This window comes from Neorhizobium sp. PAMB6716 (assembly GCF_058242805.1).
Window position 1 is genome coordinate 1,365,496 of the sequence record NZ_CM177835.1, and the last position, 15,900, is coordinate 1,381,395.

Sequence of the window (15,900 nt, forward strand, 5' to 3'; positions counted from 1 at the left end):
GGCGTTAACGTATGTTCAATAGCTGCCGGGCAAGTTTCGAAGTGTTCCGCATGAGGTGGAATGACGCGTGACAGGTGCCGATGCGGGCAGACCGGGTTACTGCACGGGGTAGTGCGATGTCATTCCTGGACCGTCTTTTGCAGAGCCGTCGGATCGTGACCAAGGTTCTGCTCTTCGTCGTGCCGTTGATCCTCTTGATTGCGGGGGTCGGCCTTGCCGGCTTTTATACGGCGCGGATGCTGAACGGCCACATGACTGTGACCCGGGCATCCATCGAGAATATTGGCGATTTCGAACAGCTGCAGGCGGATCTGCTCGGCTTTTTCGCCGATCCCTCCCGCAACAAACTGACAAGCCTCAACGAAGGTATCGACCAGCTGGAAAAGGGGGTCGTGACCCTTGACGGGCTGCAGCTGACCGATGCCGACCGGACGCGGCTGGATGTGGTGCGCCAGACAGCGCCGGCGCTGAAACAGCAGACGGCAGGCCTCTGGGAGATCGAGCGCAAGATCACGCGCACGGAACAGGCGATGGAATCCGGTGTCGATGAAATCCGCATGCTCGCTTCCTCTGTCAACGCGCAGATCATCACCGTGCGCAAAGAGGCGGAAAGCAAGGAACGTTTTGCCAAGGGCGCGCTGTTTGATGCCTTCGTGCTGAAGACGGTCGATCGCCATATCGAAAACATTATTGATGCCATCCGCGGCGTGACCGATGACGCCACCACCATCAAGGCGGCGTCCGCTTATCTCGGCGTCTTGCAGAAGCAGTTTCCGAAACTGGAAGGCCGCGGCACAACCAAATCCGCGCGCATGGTGGATGCCGTGAAGGCGCAGGCGCAAAGCCTGCAGGAGCTGATTGCCGGACCGATGCCGACGCCGGAAAAGGCGGTTGCCGTGCGCGCCGCAATCGACGCCTTCGTGCCCGTGCAGGAAGCGTTTCGGCAGGAGGTGCTGCGCAGCACCGCGACCGCGACCGACCGCTTTGCCAACCTGGAAGACGAAGTGCAGCTGATGCGCAGCCTGCTCACCGAAATCGGCACCTCGTTGCAGCTGATCGACCTCTTGCAGCTGCATACCGAGCGTCTGCGGGTAACGCTCTCCGAGGCTGCCCGCGAGGAGGTTTTGGCCGATATCCGCGCGCTGACGACGGCGAGCGGCAATGTCAGCAAGCTCGGCACCAAAAACGAAGCCATGCGCGAATTTTCGCCGCAGCTTCTGCCGCAACTGGAGCAACTGAGCGGCAACACCGATGTGATCCTGAAGCTCTCGGCCGAGTGGAAGGCAGCACGTGCGGCCGCCCAGGACACGCTTGCGAAGGGCATGGCGGGATTGAAGGATTTCGTGGCGCAGGCGCAAGAGGCCGGCAAACAGGACAGCGAGCTTTCGGCCAATCTGTCGGTCGCCGCAACCGTCGTCGGCACGCTTCTCGCCATCATTGGCGCCCTGATGCTGGTGGAGACCCTGCGCGGACCGCTGCGCCGGGTGACCGAGATCATGACCCGGCTTGCCGGTGGCGATCTCGAGGTCAAGATCGACGGGCGCGAGCGTGGCGACGAGATCGGCGACATGGTGCGCTCGGTCAGCGTGTTTCGCGATGCAGCGCTTGAAAACGTTCGCCTCGAGCAGGAGGCAAATGCGGCGCGCGGCGCAACGGAGGCCGAGGCGCAACGCCGTGCGGCCGAGCGGGCGCGCATCTCCAACGAGCAGAGCCAGGCGCTCTCCGCGCTCTCAGAAGTGTTGCATCGTCTGGCCGAAGGTGACCTCGAACAGGAAATGTCGGAAAATCTCCCCGCCGAATTCGTCGAGATGGCCCGCACCTATAACCAGGCCGTCTCGACGCTGCGGGCCACGCTGTCAGATGTTCGCATGGTCGCCGGCGATATCGACAGCGGCACCGGCAACCTTGCCGCCTCCGCCGACGATCTGGCACGGCGCACCGAACAGCAGGCCGCAGCGCTTGAAGAGAGCACACGCGCCTTGCGCCAGCTCGGCCATATCGTGCGCGCCACCGCAGACAGCGCCAAGCGCACGGCGCAATCCGTCGACCAGACGGAAGCCTTTGCGACCCGCTCCGGTGCCGTCGTGACGAATGCCATCGCGGCTATGGGCGAGATCAACCGCTCGTCTGAAAAGATCGGCACGATCATCGGCGTCATCGACGAGATCGCGTTCCAGACCAACCTGCTGGCGCTGAATGCCGGCGTGGAGGCCGCCCGTGCCGGCGAGGCGGGGCGTGGTTTTGCCGTCGTTGCGCAGGAGGTGCGGGAACTCGCGCAGCGCAGCGCAAATTCCGCCAAGGAGATCAAGGGCCTCATTTCCGAAAGTGCGCGGCAGGTGGTGAACGGCGTGCATCTGGTTGAGGAAACCGGCGAGGCGCTGACTGAAATCATCAGCCATATCGGCACCGTGCAGAAACTCGTCGCCGACATCTCGTCTGCCACCGGCGAACAGTCGGTCGGCATCAACGAGGTGACGCATGCGCTCGGCGAAGTGGAACTGATCACCCAGCGCAATGCCGCGATGGTGGAGGAAAATAACGCCGAGATCCACGGCCTTCGCGGCCGCGTCGAGGCGTTGTCGGAAAAGATCGAGCATTTTCGCACGGGTGAACCAGTCTCGGGCGGCGTGCGGCGGGAGCGGGCGGCGTAACGAACTTCTATAAGCCCTATAGGCAAAAGCCGTCGTGGAGAGATCCGCGGCGGCTTTTGCCGTTTTAGCGGTCGGTCAGAAGCTAACGCGCCTTCACCTTCGTCACCTCATCCCCGGCAAACACGATGACATAACCGCCCAAGGGTTCGGCATCTGCCGCCATCTGGCGCAGGCCGGTGGCATAGGGTTCGCGGGAAAATGCGTCTGCGCGGGCGGGGTCGACCAGCACGGTGGTCTGCAGCCCTTGCGTGTAGATCATCATGCCGGCCGTTTGCGGATGCCATTCGGGGCCGAGCGTGTCGGACATGCGCCAGAGACAGAGGAAATCGCGGCAGAGTTTTGGGCGGGTGTCGTAGATCGTGCAGCCCTTGTCCTCGACGCAGTGGCGGCACAGCGTGTTGGCCGGTTTGTCCAGCGCCTCGATGTCAGGGAGGTGGCAGCAGAAGGTGCAGGTGCCGCAGGTGCGGTCTGTTGCGCCGGAGGCGTTGGGGTTAAGGGGCTGTGCGGTCATGCCCGGTTTCTACAGCATGAGCGTTTTGCGGGAAAGCCAAAGGGTTGAGCGATGCGGGACGTGTGCGCCCCGCATCGGGAGGATCAAGCGCGGGACGCTGACGTCTGGCCTTCGAGCGAAGGCGTCGCCTTGCGGCGATAAAGGAAGAGCGTCGCGACTAGGCCGCAGAGGGCGGCAAAGCTCATCCAGTAGCCGGGGGCAGCTTTGTCGCCGGTGGCCTCGATGGCGAAGGTGGAGATCGCAAGCGAGGAACCGCCGAGCGTCGTCGCAAGGCTGTAGGCGAGCGAGAAGCCGGCGGTGCGCACCGTGACCGGCACCACTTCGGTGAGCGCCACCACCATCGCGCCATTGTACCAGGCGTAGATGAAGGACAGCCACAGCTCCACCACCAGCATATGGCCGAAGGTGATGTTGGCGGCAAGCCAGGAGAGTGCCGGATAGCTGGTGAGGATGGCGAGAACCGTAAACGCAATCAGGATCGGCTTGCGGCCGATGCGGTCGGATACGGCGCCGGCAATCGGCAGCCAGATGAAGTTCGATACGCCGACCGCCATGGTGACGAGAAGCGCCTGCGATTCGGAAAGATGCAGCACCGACTTGCCGAAAGAGGGCGTGTAGACGGTGATGAGGTAGAAGGACACGGTCGTCATCATCACCATGCCGACGCCGCCGAGCACCACCGACCAGTTGGAAAACAGGGTGCGGAAGATTTCCTTGGTATCCGGCTGGTGCTTGCGTGCGGCAAACTCCTTGGTTTCCTGCAGCGACCGGCGGATGATGAAGATGAATGGGATGATCATACAGCCGATGAAGAAGGGAATGCGCCAGCCCCAGTCAGAAATCTGCTGCTGCATCAGGAACTTGTTGATGAGAAAGCCGAGAAGGGCAGCCACCACGATGGCCACCTGCTGGCTGGCCGATTGCCAGCTGACGTAAAAACCCTTCTGGCCGGGTTTTGCCATTTCTGAGAGATAGACCGAGACGCCGCCAAGCTCCACACCGGCCGAAAAGCCCTGCAGGAGACGGCCGATGAGGACGAGAATGGGGGCTGCGATGCCGATGGTGGCATAGGCCGGCACGAAGGCGATGAGCACCGTGCCCGTGGCCATCAGAAGCAGCGTGACGATGAGACCCTTGCGGCGCCCGATGCGGTCGATATAGGGGCCGAGCGTCAAGGCGCCGATGGGGCGCATCACAAAGCCGGCGGCAAAGCTGAGGAATGTCACCATCAGCGAGACGAACGGATTGTCATTGGGGAAAAACGTTGCGGCAATATGCGAGGCATAGATGCCGAACAGGAAGAAATCGAACATTTCGAGGAAGTTGCCGCTCGTGACGCGCAGCACCGTCTTGATCGTCTCGGTTCGTGTTTCTGTCACGACCGTTCTCCTTGGAGTGAGGAATGCCATTGGCCGGCAGGTTTTGGGATACCCGCAGAAGGGCCGCCAAGGGCAGACAGGATGGAGCTAAAATTATTCAGCTGCTGCAAACGCCGGGCAACATCATCCAAACAAAAGGGTGGAATCGTGCGCGCCAGAACATCCGTAGCGGACGCTGGTTTGCGACCGAAACACGGCGAAAATCGGTCGAAAAGTATGATTGTTGGACGAGGTCGCAGCCCTCGATCGTTCCGGCTGTCAGGCTGCGACGGCTGAAAAACCTCAGCCGCCGGTGACGCTCATGTGGCGGGCGACGGCCGGGCGGTTGTTGCGGTCGATGATGAAATCGTGTCCCTTGGGCTTGCGGGTGATTGCCTCGTCGATGGCGGCAGACAGATAGGCGTCGTCGGGAGAGGCGCGAAGCGCCGTGCGCAAGTCCGCTGCATCGTTCTGTCCCAGGCACATATAGAGCGTGCCGGTGCAGGTAAGGCGCACGCGGTTGCAGCTTTCGCAGAAATTATGCGTCATCGGCGTGATGAAACCGAGGCGGCCGCCGGTTTCCGCGACGCGCACATAACGGGCAGGGCCGCCGGTCTGGTAACCGATGTCGGAGAGCGTGAACTGCCCTTCGAGATTTCTCCGCAGCTCCGAGAGCGGCATATACTGGTCGGTGCGGTCCTCGTCGATCTCGCCCATCGGCATGGTCTCGATCACGGTCAGGTCCATGCCGCGGCCATGGGCAAAACGCAGCATCTCTGGAATTTCGTGGTCGTTGAAGCCCTTGAGAGCGACGGCGTTGAGCTTGATCTTGAGGCCTGCCTTCTGCGCGGCCTCCATGCCCTCCATCACGCGGGACAAATCGCCCCAGCGGGTGATGGCCTTGAATTTTTGGGCATCGAGCGTGTCGAGCGAGACGTTGATGCGCCTGACGCCGCAGTCATACAGTTCATCGGCATAGCGCGCCAATTGCGAACCGTTGGTCGTCAGCGTCAGTTCCTCAAGGGTTCCGGCCTCGATGTGGCGGCCGAGCGCGCGCACCAAAAACATGATGTTCTTGCGCACCAGCGGCTCGCCGCCGGTCAGCCGCAGCTTGCGCACACCCTTGGCGATAAAGGCGGAACAGAGACGGTCGAGTTCCTCGAGCGTCAAAAGGTCCTTCTTCGGCAGGAAGGTCATGTTTTCCGCCATGCAATAGGTGCAGCGGAAATCGCAGCGGTCCGTCACGGAGACACGCAGATAAGTGACCGAGCGACCGAACGGATCGATCATCGGGCTCTTGTCGGCAGAAAGCGGCGCGTGGGCACCATCAAGGGCGAGCGGTGGCTGGACAAAACTGTTCAAGGCAATTTCTCCTCAAGCCACAAAATGGGTCTTGATGCTTGTGTCGTCAAGTCGGATAGGATGCACCAAACACGCCACTGCACGCCACTGCTCATTTCGCCGCGGTGATTGCCTCCCTTGCAGGAAGACAGCGGTGCTCCATCTTGCCTCGTGAAACGAAAGAACATCCGATGAGCGAACTTTACGACAAGGCCTGGCCGACCGAACTCCGGGTATCCGAGGATCGTCGCACGCTGACGGTGGCCTTTGACGATGGCTCCCGTTTTGCGCTGCCGGCGGAAATGTTGCGCGTGCTGTCTCCCTCTGCCGAGGTGCAGGGCCATGGCCCCGGCCAGAAGGTGACGGTGCCGGGAAAACGAATGGTTGGTATTCGCAACGCCATTGCGGCCGGCAATTATGCCGTGCGAATCGCCTTCGATGATGGCCATGACAGCGGCATCTTCACCTGGCGTTACCTGCGGGAACTGGGCGAAAAAGGCCAAGAGCTTTTTGCCGGCTACGAGGCAGAGCTTGCCGAAAAAGGCCTTAACCGCGACAACCCCGCCATGAGCAGGTAACCGTATGGCCGACGAGCAAGAGGAGCCGGGTGAACTGCTGCGCGAGGAACGCCAGGAGGACAAGCGCGTCGGTTTTCCCGAACTGTTCTTCGATCTGGTCTTCGTTTTCTCGCTCATCCAGCTATCACATTTCATCGTCACCGATTTCACCCCGCTTGGCCTCTTGAAGGGCACCATGATCGCGCTGTCGCTCTGGTGGGTGTGGAACCACACCGCCTGGGTGATGAACTGGCTGGATCCGGAACATGGCGCGGTGCGCGCCATGTTGTTCGGGCTGATGTTCTTTGGCCTCTTGCTGTCTGCTGCCATTCCACACGCCTTCGGCGACAAGGGACTGATGTTTGCCGGCGCGTATATCGCCATGCAGCTCGGCCGGTCGATCTTTGCCGTCTATGCCTTCAAGGAGGTGATGCCTGCTGTCAGGCGTAATTTTGCCCGCGTCTCCGTCTGGTTTGCGCTTTCGGCCTGCCTGTGGATTGCCGGTGCGCTGAGCCGCGAGGAGATGCGGGTTTTCCTCTGGCTTGCAGCGCTTGCGGTGGATTATGCAGCCCCCGAACTGCGTTTTTTCGTGCCGGGCCTTGGTTTTTCGCGCACCAGCGACTGGGATATTTCCGGCGAGCACATGGCCGAACGCTGCGCCCTCTTTGTGCTGATCTGTCTTGGCGAAAGCGTTCTGGCCATCGGGCGCACCTTTGCCGAGGAGGACATGACGGGGGTGCTGATGGCAACCTTCGTCGGCGCCTTTGCCGCCACCGTCCTGATGTGGTGGATCTATTTCCATTTCGGCCAGGCCAAGGCCAGCCAGGAGATCGAAACGACCGATGAGCCGGGCGAGGTGGCCTTGCATGTGTTTACCTATGGCCACATGCCCGTCGTTGCCGGCATCATTTTGACAGCGGTTGCCGCCGAATATCTGATCGCCCATCCCCCGGAGCCTGCCGATACGGCGCACGCGGCTGTCATTCTCGGCGGGCCGCTTTTGTTTCTCGCCGGTAATCTCTGGGTGAAGCGCATGACGACGGGGCGCCTGCCGGCCTCGCATCTGGCGGGTCTGACGCTCTGCATCCTGTTGTTCTTCCTGGCGCCTTTCGTTGTCATCCATGTCACAGGCCTTGCCGCGGTGCTGGCGCTGCTGATGGTGGCCGTCTGGGAATACCGCCAGCTGTCACGCCGGCCCGCAAGCTCCGGCGACATTGCCGATGCGAGCGGCGAATAGAGCCGCAAAGACCTCATGGCTTTGTCTTGCGTGGTGACGGCAGCCCCGTTAGCGTCTGCGCAGCATTACCGGAGAGCCTGACATGTCGATCATCGAAAGCGTGGAAGCCCTGCGCGCCATCTACCAGGAAAAATCCGAGGCCTCCGTTGCCAAGGTGACGCCGGCGCTGACCGGACCTTACCGGCAGATGATCGAGGCATCACCCTTCATGGCGCTGGCAACCGTCGGTCCGGAAGGGCTCGATTGCTCGCCGCGCGGTGATCTCGGCGGCGTGGTGCGGGTTGAGGACGACAAGACGGTGCTGCTGCCGGACTGGCGCGGCAACAACCGCATCGACAGCCTGGAAAACATCGTGCGTGATCCGCGCGTGGCGCTGATGTTCCTCATTCCCGGCTCCAGCAGCGTGATGCGCATCAACGGCCGTGCCGTGGTGTCCGTCGATCCGGCCCTGCTCGAAAGCTTTACGATGGATGGCCGCCATCCGCGCAGCGTGACGGTGGTCACCATCGTCGAGGTCTATTTCCAGTGCGCGCGCGCCGTGATGCGCGCCGAGTTGTGGAATAGCGAGCGCCATCTCGATCCCAAAGCGCTGCCGACGCCGGGCGACATGCTGAAGGCGGCAAAGACAGATTTCGACAACGAGACCTATGACCGTGAATGGCCCGCACGCGCTGCCGCGAGCCTTTGGTAGACAAGCCTTTGGTAGACAAGCCTTTGGTAAAACGGGCCTTCGGTAAAACGGGCCTGACGCGGCAGGCGTTGCAACACCGTCAGCCCTTGTAAATCAGCCAGCTCTTGCCGGTGTAATCCTTGGCCATGCCATCCTCGTAGAGCATGGTGCGGTTGCGGCCGGCATTCTTGGCGCAGTAGAGGGCCGTGTCTGCCCTGACATAAAGCTCGCCGGGGTCTTGCGCCTGTGCCCCCATGGCAAAACCGAGCGACAGGGTGACCGGTCCATAATCGACGCCCGTGCGCAGGTTGCGCAAGGGGCGGCCCTCAAGGGTCCGGCGGATGCGTTCGCAGATCTCCATCACCTCGTCCATGGTCTTGTTTTCCGCAATGATGGCAAACTCCTCGCCACCGGTGCGGGCCACGAAAACATCGCGCGGAAGGGCCGCACGAATAATGGCGGCGACGGAGGCCAGGATCTTGTCGCCGACCGGGTGGCCATAGGTGTCGTTGATCTTCTTGAAGTGGTCGATGTCGGCGAGAACCAGACCCGTCACCGGCAGCACCATCGGATCGTCATAGAGGGCAGCCAGTCGCTCATCGAAGGCTCGACGATTGCCAAGCCGCGTCAGCGAATCCGTGTTGGCGATGCGCTTGTACGTGTCCAGTTCCTTGCGGACTGCTTCCATTTCCCGCGAGCGCTGCACCATGCCCTCGACGGTCTTTTCGCCATTGGCCAGCGTTTCCCCGGTGGCGGTTGCGACGAGATTGATGGCGCTCGCCAGCAATTCGGCTGATAACGTGTGTTTGGCAGTGACGCGTTCTTGCGTTTCCGACAGCAGGCGGTTGTAGTTTTCGAGCGAGGCCTGTTCCTGGCGTAGCAGTGCCAGCACGCCTTCGAGTTCCTCACGGATGCGGTTTTGCGCACGCTCGACCGCGCCGGTCCCGTGCGTGCCGAGGTAAAGGGCGGCCAGTTCGTCCAGTTCCTCCTGGCGAACCCGGGGGCCGAGCTTTGCAAAATCGCGGGACAGATCCGGGTGGTTGCCAAGCATGGCTTCATAAAACAACTGGTAATTGCGCGGAATGGGCGATACGCCCATGCTGCGCATTGCCTGCATGATATGGCCCGCAATCTCTGAAGGGGCCCCCTTTGGCGCAACGGCCGATGTCATCGTAACCCTCTGGCGCTTTCGGTTAATTCCGACGAAAGCTTTAGGGACAAGATATTGGAAATCTCTTAAGGCAGCATTGCAGGTATCTGGCACAAATGTCTTTTTCCGCATCGGCCAGCGGCATGGATCTTAGCCCGATAAGGCCGGAAAAATGCTCCGGGCGACGCGCCTGCGCCGCCCGGAGCCGGACCTTACTTCGGGCCGATCATGTTTTCCGGGCGCACATACTGGTCGAACTCCTCATTCGAGAGGTAACCGCCGCCAACGGCTTCCTCGCGCAGCGTCGTGCCGTTCTTGTGGGCGGTCTTGGCGATCTTGGCGCAGGCATCATAGCCGAGCTTGCCGTTCAGCGCCGTTACCAGCATCAGCGAGTTTTCAACGCCCTTGCGGATATTGTCTTCCCGGGCTTCGATGCCAACGACGCAATTGTCGGTGAAGGAAACGGCGGCATCACCCAGCAGCTGAACCGACTGCAGGAAATTGTAGGCCATCATCGGATTGTAGACGTTCAGCTCGAAATGACCCTGGCTGCCGGCAAAGGTGATGGCGGCATTGTTGCCAAAGATGTGGGCGCAGACCTGGGTCAGCGCTTCCGACTGGGTGGGGTTGACCTTGCCCGGCATGATGGACGAGCCCGGCTCGTTTTCCGGCAGCGCCAGTTCGCCAAGGCCGGCGCGCGGGCCGGAGCCAAGGAAACGAATGTCGTTGGCGATCTTGAAGAGGGCAGCGGCTGCCGCATTGATCGCGCCGTGCGAAAACACCATCGCATCATGGGCTGCAAGCGCCTCGAACTTGTTCGGGGCGGTGATGAAAGGCAGGCCGGTGATGGCGGCGATCTCTTCGGCAACCTTTTCGGCAAAGCCGATGGGGGCATTAAGGCCGGTGCCGACGGCGGTGCCGCCCTGCGCCAGTTCGTAAAGGCCCGGCAGCGTGAGTTCCAGGCGCTTGATGGCAGACGCCACCTGCGCGGCATAGCCGCCAAATTCCTGGCCAAGCGTCAGCGGCGTTGCATCCTGCGTGTGGGTGCGGCCGATCTTGATGATATGGGCAAAGGACTTTGCCTTGGCATCCAGCGCCTGGTGCAGATGCTGAAGCGATGGAATGAGGTGGCGCACGATCTGCTCGGCGCAGGCGATATGCATGGCCGTCGGATAGGTGTCGTTCGACGACTGGCTCATGTTGACATGGTCGTTCGGGTGAACCGGCTTTTTGGAGCCCATCACGCCGCCCAGCATCTCGATGGCGCGGTTGGAGATGACTTCATTGGCATTCATGTTCGACTGGGTGCCGGAACCGGTCTGCCAGACGACGAGGGGGAAATGATCGTTGAGCTTGCCGTCGATGACTTCCTGGGCAGCGGCGATGATGGTTTCGCCGATCTGAGCATCCAGCCCGCCGAGCGCCATGTTGGCGCGGGCAGCCGCCTGCTTGACAATGCCGAGCGCACGCACGACGGAGAGCGGCTGCTTTTCCCAGCCGATCTTGAAGTTGCCGAGCGATCGCTGCGCCTGGGCACCCCAGTAGCGGTCGCTCTGAACGTCGATCGGGCCAAAGGTATCGGTTTCGGTGCGCGTGGTCATCTCAAAGCCTCTGTGTGACAAAAAAGGATCGTGGAACCGGGTTAGCCAAGCCACCGGCGCCGCGCAAGATCAGGCGGCGAATTACTATACGATCACAGCGGCACTGCAAGCGGGGCAAAGCACCCCCATCCGACGATGGGCCGGGGCAGGCACCACGAAAGATCCGTCGGCCTTTGACGGTTGCAGCGTGCCCTGAAAGACACGGCCTCCTTATAAAACAAGCGCTTTTTGCCGCGTCACGCCAGCGTGAACAGGCCATTTGGCGTGGTGTTATAAAAAATTAACCAGTGGTTTCTTAGGGTTCTGGAAACGATAAACAGATGCGTCGGATCTTTTTGCCGATCTCGTGCGTCTTTCGTTTGCTTTCCACGGCGCGCCGCTTCCGTTAGAGACAGGCGGAACAGGCTGAACGCACGCTGATTCACGGCTCATAAGGTGACGGGGACAACATTGTCGCACTCCCACAAAAAGACTTCGCTCGCACTTGCCCTTCTGTCGGGCATTTCGTTTTCTTCCCTGGGGGCAGGTCACGCCCATGCCCTGACGCTGATGGAGATGTTGCGCGGCAACCGCCAGGGCACGCAGCAACACGTGGATACCCGCAACCTCGTTTCGCCGGACACGCAGCGTGCCGCCGACCGCAGCGACCCCGAGCCGCTGCCAAAAGTGTCGGCGCCGAAATATCTCACCTACAAGAGCGACCAGACGCGCCAGATCCGCACGCAAGGTTTTACCGCTGCCCATGCGACCGACCAGACGCGTTTTCTCGCCAATGCGTCCGTCACGGCGCCCTCCGATGTCGCAGCCGCCGTCGAAGCCTATTACAGTAAGGGTGGCGCGCCGCTCTGGGTGGAGCAGGGCGATGTGAACGAGCGCGCCCATGCGGTGATGGCCCTGTTTGCCAAGGCAGAAGAGTTTGGCCTTGATCCGTCCGACTACCGCCTGACGGTTCCGGCCATGACGACGGCAAGTGTAACGCCCGAGCAGGCGACGCCGGCATCGACGACCGCATCGACACCGGCCGAGACGGTTGTGGCTCCGGCAGGCGCTGCGAGTGCCCAGCCGGTTCCTGCAGACGCTGCAACGGCTGCAACGCCGGCGCAGGCTCCCGCGACACAGCCGGCAGCGCCCGTTGCCCAGCCCGCAACGCTTGCCGACAGCCATGACCGCGACCTGATGCAGTTCGAGCTGGCCATGTCTGCCAAGATGGTGCTTTTTGCCCAGGACCTGGTGCGTGGCCGCGTCGATCCCAACCGGCTTTCCGGTTATCACGACCTGAAGCGCCGCGACTTTGCGCTGGACGGCCTGCTGGCGTCTGCCGGTGCAGCACCGGATGCGAGCGCCTATCTGCAGGGGCTTGAGCCGACCGGCGCCGAATACCGCGTGCTGAAGGCCGAACTGCTGCGCCTTCGGGCCGAAAGTGTCAACCAGGTGGAAGCCGTCCGCCTGCCGAGCGACCTCGTTCTGAAGCCGGGCAACAGCAGTGCCGAAATGGCGCATGTCGTTGCCGCGATCCAGCATCGCGGTTCGGCTGCCCTGAAGGCAAGCCATGCCTCGACGCTTGCCGGTTATCAGGCAAGCCCCGACTATGCGCCGGATCTTGTCGATCTCGTCAAGGGTTTCCAGCAGGAAGCCGGCCTCAAGGCCGACGGTGTGATTGGACCCGCGACCGTGCGCGCCATGGTGGGCGAGACGAGCGAGAACAAGCTCGAAAAGCTTGTTGTTGCCATGGAGCAGACCAAATGGCTGCCCAACACGCTTGGCGACCGTTATGTCTTCATCAACCAGCCCGCTTTCCGCGTCTATTACCATGATCAGGGCCGCGAGCAGTTTTCGATGCGCGTCGTGGTCGGTTCGAAGTCGAACCAGACCTATTTCTTCCGCGACGAGATCAAGACCGTGGAAGTGAACCCCTATTGGGGCGTGCCGCAGTCGATCATCATCAACGAGATGCTGCCGAAGCTGCGCCAGGACCCGAGCTATCTCGACCGTCTCGGTTATCAGGTGGAAGTGGGCGGCAAGGCCGTGTCCTCGACTGCGGTCAACTGGTACGGCTCGACCCAGTCGATTGCCGTGCGCCAGCCGCCATCCAGCGACAATGCGCTTGGCGAATTGAAGATCCTCTTCCCCAACAGCCATGCCATCTACATGCATGACACGCCGTCGAAGAGCTTCTTCCAGCGCGACATGCGTGCGCTGAGCCATGGTTGCGTGCGCCTTGCCGAACCGCGCAAGATGGCAGCCGCCGTGCTGGGCGTGAGCGAGCAGGAGGTTGGCGCCCGCATTGCCCAGGGCAAGAACCTGGCGCTGCCGGTGACGGCCAAGATCCCTGTCTATGTCGCCTATTTCACCGCCTGGCCGAACAAGGATGGCAAGGTGGAATTTTTTGACGACGTTTATGACCGCGATCAGGCAGTGGTGAAGGCGTTCGAGGCGACGAGCAAGGCGCGCGGCGCCTGATCGCCAGAGCCTGAAACACATGATAAAGGCGGCTCGCGGGCCGCCTTTTTTCGTGCATGGGGGCCGTCGGCCCTTGAGGCCAGTCAGGCGGCCTTGCGCTGCGCCAGCACCTGATGGACCAGATCGACGGTCAGCTCATCGAAATGCGAGATGACAGCGGTCGGATCGAGTGTATCGACGGGCACGTCCGAATAACCGAAGGTGACGGCAATGGAGGCGACGCCGGCATTTTTGGCGGCCAGAATGTCGTTGACGCTGTCGCCGATCATGACGGAGCGGGCAGGATGGCCGCCGGCCTGTTCGATCGTGCCCAGCAGATGACGGGCATCGGGCTTGCGCACGGCAAATGTATCGCCGGCGGTCATGGCGACAAAACGCCCGGCAAGTCCCAGCTTTTCGAGGAGCGGATAGGCGAGTTCGCCGAGCTTGTTGGTGCACATGGCAAGCCGCATGCCAGATGATTCCAGCCGCGCGAAACTGTCCAGAAGCCCGTCATAGACGCGGCTGTGGCCGGGCATTTCGGCCTTGTAGTGATCGAGGAACCGGGCAAGCAACGGCTCGACTGCAGTGTCGTCGAGCGGCTTGCCCCTCAGATCGAAGGCGCGGCGGATCATGACGCGGGCGCCCTGGCCGACGAGATGCGTCAGGTCGTTGAAATCGACCGGCGCAAGATCGGCGACCGCAATCGTGTGGTTGAGGCTCGCGATCAGGTCCGGAGCAGTATCGATCATCGTTCCATCGAGATCGAAGACGACGAGAGGTTGGGTCACGGCAAGGCCTTTGCATCAAGGAAGGTCTGATCCCGCCAATTACGGTTTGCCGCGGAAAAATGCAAACGGGCCGGCAAAAACAGCCCACAGGAAGCCGGTATAACATGCATGCGGGGGACTTTTGTTTGACAGGCGGGCCGTGTAAACAGCTTGCGGCGAAACAGACGGGAGCGAGCGGCGTATGGACGCCCGGGACATGAAGGTGAAGGCTGCCGAGGCGGCCCTTCAATATGTGGAAGACGGCATGCGGCTGGGCATCGGCACCGGCTCCACGGCGGAAGAATTCGTGCGGCTGCTGGCGGAAAAGGTCGCAGACGGGCTCTCGGTTCTGGGGGTTCCGACCTCCGAGCGCACGGCGCGGCTCTGCCTGGAGCTTGGCGTGCCGCTGAAATCGCTGGACGAACTGCCGCAGCTCGACCTTACCATCGATGGTGCAGACGAGGTGGACGGGCATCTGACCCTGATCAAGGGTGGCGGCGGCGCGCTTTTGCGCGAAAAGATCGTGGCAGCCGCCTCGACGCGGATGATCGTCATTGCCGACGAAACCAAGGTGGTCGAAACGCTCGGAAAGTTTCCGCTGCCGATCGAGGTCAACCCGTTTGGCCTTGGCTCGACGCGCATTGCGATCGAGACGCTGGCCGCACGGCTCGGCCTTTCCGGCGATATCAAGCTTCGGCGTTCAGGTGAAGATGTCTTCACAACCGATGGCGGCCACTACATTTTTGACGCATTCTTTGGCCGTATTCCTGATGCAGAGGCTCTTTCGACCCAGCTGAATTCTATCCCCGGCGTCGTGGAGCACGGGCTTTTCATCAACATGGCGTCCTTCGCGATCATTGCCGGTGCGGCAGGAGCGCGGACGCTGAAGGCGAATTAAGACAGGAGCAACGAAACATGATCAGACAAGCGGTTCTCGGCCGTGCTGCGGCACTTGCAATCCTTCTCTCAGGCGCCATGGTCGGCGCGACGGCGCAGGCGCAGGAGATCGCTGCCGATCACCTGAAGGCGGCCCGCGACGTCATCTCGGCGCTCAAGGCCACCGAACGTTACGATGCCATTCTTCCCGGCCTCGCCGAGCGGCTGAAGAGCGAATACATCACCGCTTCGCCGAACTTCCAGGACCAGATTTCCAAGACCGTCGATGCGCAGGCGCTGGCTCTTGCTCCGCGTCGCGCCGATCTGGAAAAGGAAGTGGCGACGATTTTCGCCCGCTCGTTTACGGCCGATGAACTGAAGGCGATCTCGGCTTTCTACTCCTCCGACGTTGGTCAGAAATACCTGAAGACCCTGCCGCTGGTGCAGCGCGAATCTGTTCGCGCCGCCCAGATCTGGGCCAATGGCGTCTCGCGTGATCTGACCACCGGCAGCACCGAAAAGCTGCGCGGCACCATCGATGCGGCACCGATCGCACCGCCGGTGGCCGAGGTGGAAGGCCAGGCGCCCGCCGCCAAGCCCTGATCCCTGCCATTTGTGCATGACAGCCCTGAAAGCCCGGAGCGATCCGGGCTTTTGCTTTTGCAGCGTCCGCATTATATGGCAGGGCAACACATCCCGTTGCGGGCGGCCGGTTCGCGCACCCCATGCGTTGCGTTGC

At 61.7% G+C, this 15,900-nt stretch carries 13 protein-coding genes and 1 pseudogene; 8 read left to right on the forward strand and 6 right to left on the reverse strand.

All coding sequences use genetic code 11. The annotated features are described in order from the left end of the window. The first annotated feature begins 116 nt into the window (after nt 1-116). On the forward strand, nt 117-2,651 hold the full coding sequence (locus AC4CWH_RS06580) for a methyl-accepting chemotaxis protein (protein ID WP_491320904.1): 2,535 nt from the start codon (nt 117-119) through the stop codon (nt 2,649-2,651). An 82-nt stretch (nt 2,652-2,733) separates the two neighbouring features. Here AC4CWH_RS06580 and AC4CWH_RS06585 read toward each other — a convergent pair whose 3' ends face one another. From AC4CWH_RS06585 to moaA, 3 genes are all read right to left on the reverse strand, one after another. Continuing rightward, nucleotides 2,734-3,162, reverse strand: coding sequence for a hypothetical protein (locus AC4CWH_RS06585; RefSeq protein ID WP_491320905.1), 429 nt, complete (start codon nt 3,160-3,162; stop codon nt 2,734-2,736). Between the two features lie 83 nt (nt 3,163-3,245). Continuing rightward, nucleotides 3,246-4,571 carry an MFS transporter gene (locus tag AC4CWH_RS06590; RefSeq protein WP_491320906.1) on the reverse strand — a complete coding sequence of 442 codons (1,326 nt, stop codon included), beginning with the start codon at nt 4,569-4,571 and terminating at the stop codon, nt 3,246-3,248. Between the two features lie 252 nt (nt 4,572-4,823). Beyond that, nucleotides 4,824-5,810 (reverse strand): GTP 3',8-cyclase MoaA, encoded by a 987-nt coding sequence (gene moaA, locus AC4CWH_RS06595; protein WP_491321372.1) that lies wholly within the window; start codon nt 5,808-5,810, stop codon nt 4,824-4,826. A 242-nt stretch (nt 5,811-6,052) separates the two neighbouring features. On the opposite strand from moaA, the gene AC4CWH_RS06600 reads away from it, so the two are divergent. The 3 genes from AC4CWH_RS06600 to AC4CWH_RS06610 all read left to right on the forward strand — a co-directional run bounded on the left by AC4CWH_RS06600 (nt 6,053) and on the right by AC4CWH_RS06610 (nt 8,346). Continuing rightward, nucleotides 6,053-6,439, forward strand: a complete 387-nt coding sequence (locus AC4CWH_RS06600) for a gamma-butyrobetaine hydroxylase family protein (protein WP_491320907.1) — start codon at nt 6,053-6,055, stop codon at nt 6,437-6,439. A 4-nt stretch (nt 6,440-6,443) separates the two neighbouring features. Further along, complete coding sequence (locus tag AC4CWH_RS06605) at nt 6,444-7,655, forward strand: low temperature requirement protein A (RefSeq protein WP_491320908.1); 1,212 nt, start codon at nt 6,444-6,446, stop codon at nt 7,653-7,655. A gap of 82 nt (nt 7,656-7,737) precedes the next feature. Then, a complete protein-coding gene (locus AC4CWH_RS06610; RefSeq protein WP_491320909.1) occupies nt 7,738-8,346 on the forward strand; it encodes a pyridoxamine 5'-phosphate oxidase family protein in 609 nt (202 codons plus the stop codon). 79 nt (nt 8,347-8,425) lie between these two features. Here AC4CWH_RS06610 and AC4CWH_RS06615 read toward each other — a convergent pair whose 3' ends face one another. Further along, nucleotides 8,426-9,496 carry a GGDEF domain-containing protein gene (locus AC4CWH_RS06615; RefSeq protein ID WP_491320910.1) on the reverse strand — a complete coding sequence of 357 codons (1,071 nt, stop codon included), beginning with the start codon at nt 9,494-9,496 and terminating at the stop codon, nt 8,426-8,428. 191 nt (nt 9,497-9,687) lie between these two features. Beyond that, nucleotides 9,688-11,076 carry a class II fumarate hydratase gene (fumC, locus tag AC4CWH_RS06620; RefSeq protein ID WP_491320911.1) on the reverse strand — a complete coding sequence of 463 codons (1,389 nt, stop codon included), beginning with the start codon at nt 11,074-11,076 and terminating at the stop codon, nt 9,688-9,690. A 472-nt stretch (nt 11,077-11,548) separates the two neighbouring features. On the opposite strand from fumC, the pseudogene AC4CWH_RS06625 reads away from it, so the two are divergent. Together AC4CWH_RS06625 and AC4CWH_RS06630 are read left to right on the forward strand one after the other, a co-directional pair. Then, a pseudogene (locus AC4CWH_RS06625) lies at nt 11,549-11,620 on the forward strand (hypothetical protein); the annotation flags it as partial. Between the two features lie 11 nt (nt 11,621-11,631). Further along, a complete protein-coding gene (locus tag AC4CWH_RS06630) occupies nt 11,632-13,536 on the forward strand; it encodes a L,D-transpeptidase family protein (RefSeq protein ID WP_491321373.1) in 1,905 nt (634 codons plus the stop codon). An 83-nt stretch (nt 13,537-13,619) separates the two neighbouring features. On the opposite strand, the gene AC4CWH_RS06635 is transcribed toward AC4CWH_RS06630, so the two are convergent. Next, nucleotides 13,620-14,267 carry an HAD family hydrolase gene (locus AC4CWH_RS06635; RefSeq protein ID WP_491321374.1) on the reverse strand — a complete coding sequence of 216 codons (648 nt, stop codon included), beginning with the start codon at nt 14,265-14,267 and terminating at the stop codon, nt 13,620-13,622. A 220-nt stretch (nt 14,268-14,487) separates the two neighbouring features. Here AC4CWH_RS06635 and rpiA point away from each other — a divergent pair, with 220 nt between their 5' ends. Then, nucleotides 14,488-15,183 carry a ribose-5-phosphate isomerase RpiA gene (rpiA, locus tag AC4CWH_RS06640; protein ID WP_491285070.1) on the forward strand — a complete coding sequence of 232 codons (696 nt, stop codon included), beginning with the start codon at nt 14,488-14,490 and terminating at the stop codon, nt 15,181-15,183. Between the two features lie 17 nt (nt 15,184-15,200). After that, a complete protein-coding gene (locus AC4CWH_RS06645) occupies nt 15,201-15,764 on the forward strand; it encodes a DUF2059 domain-containing protein (protein WP_491285071.1) in 564 nt (187 codons plus the stop codon). The last annotated feature ends 136 nt before the right edge of the window (nt 15,765-15,900 follow it).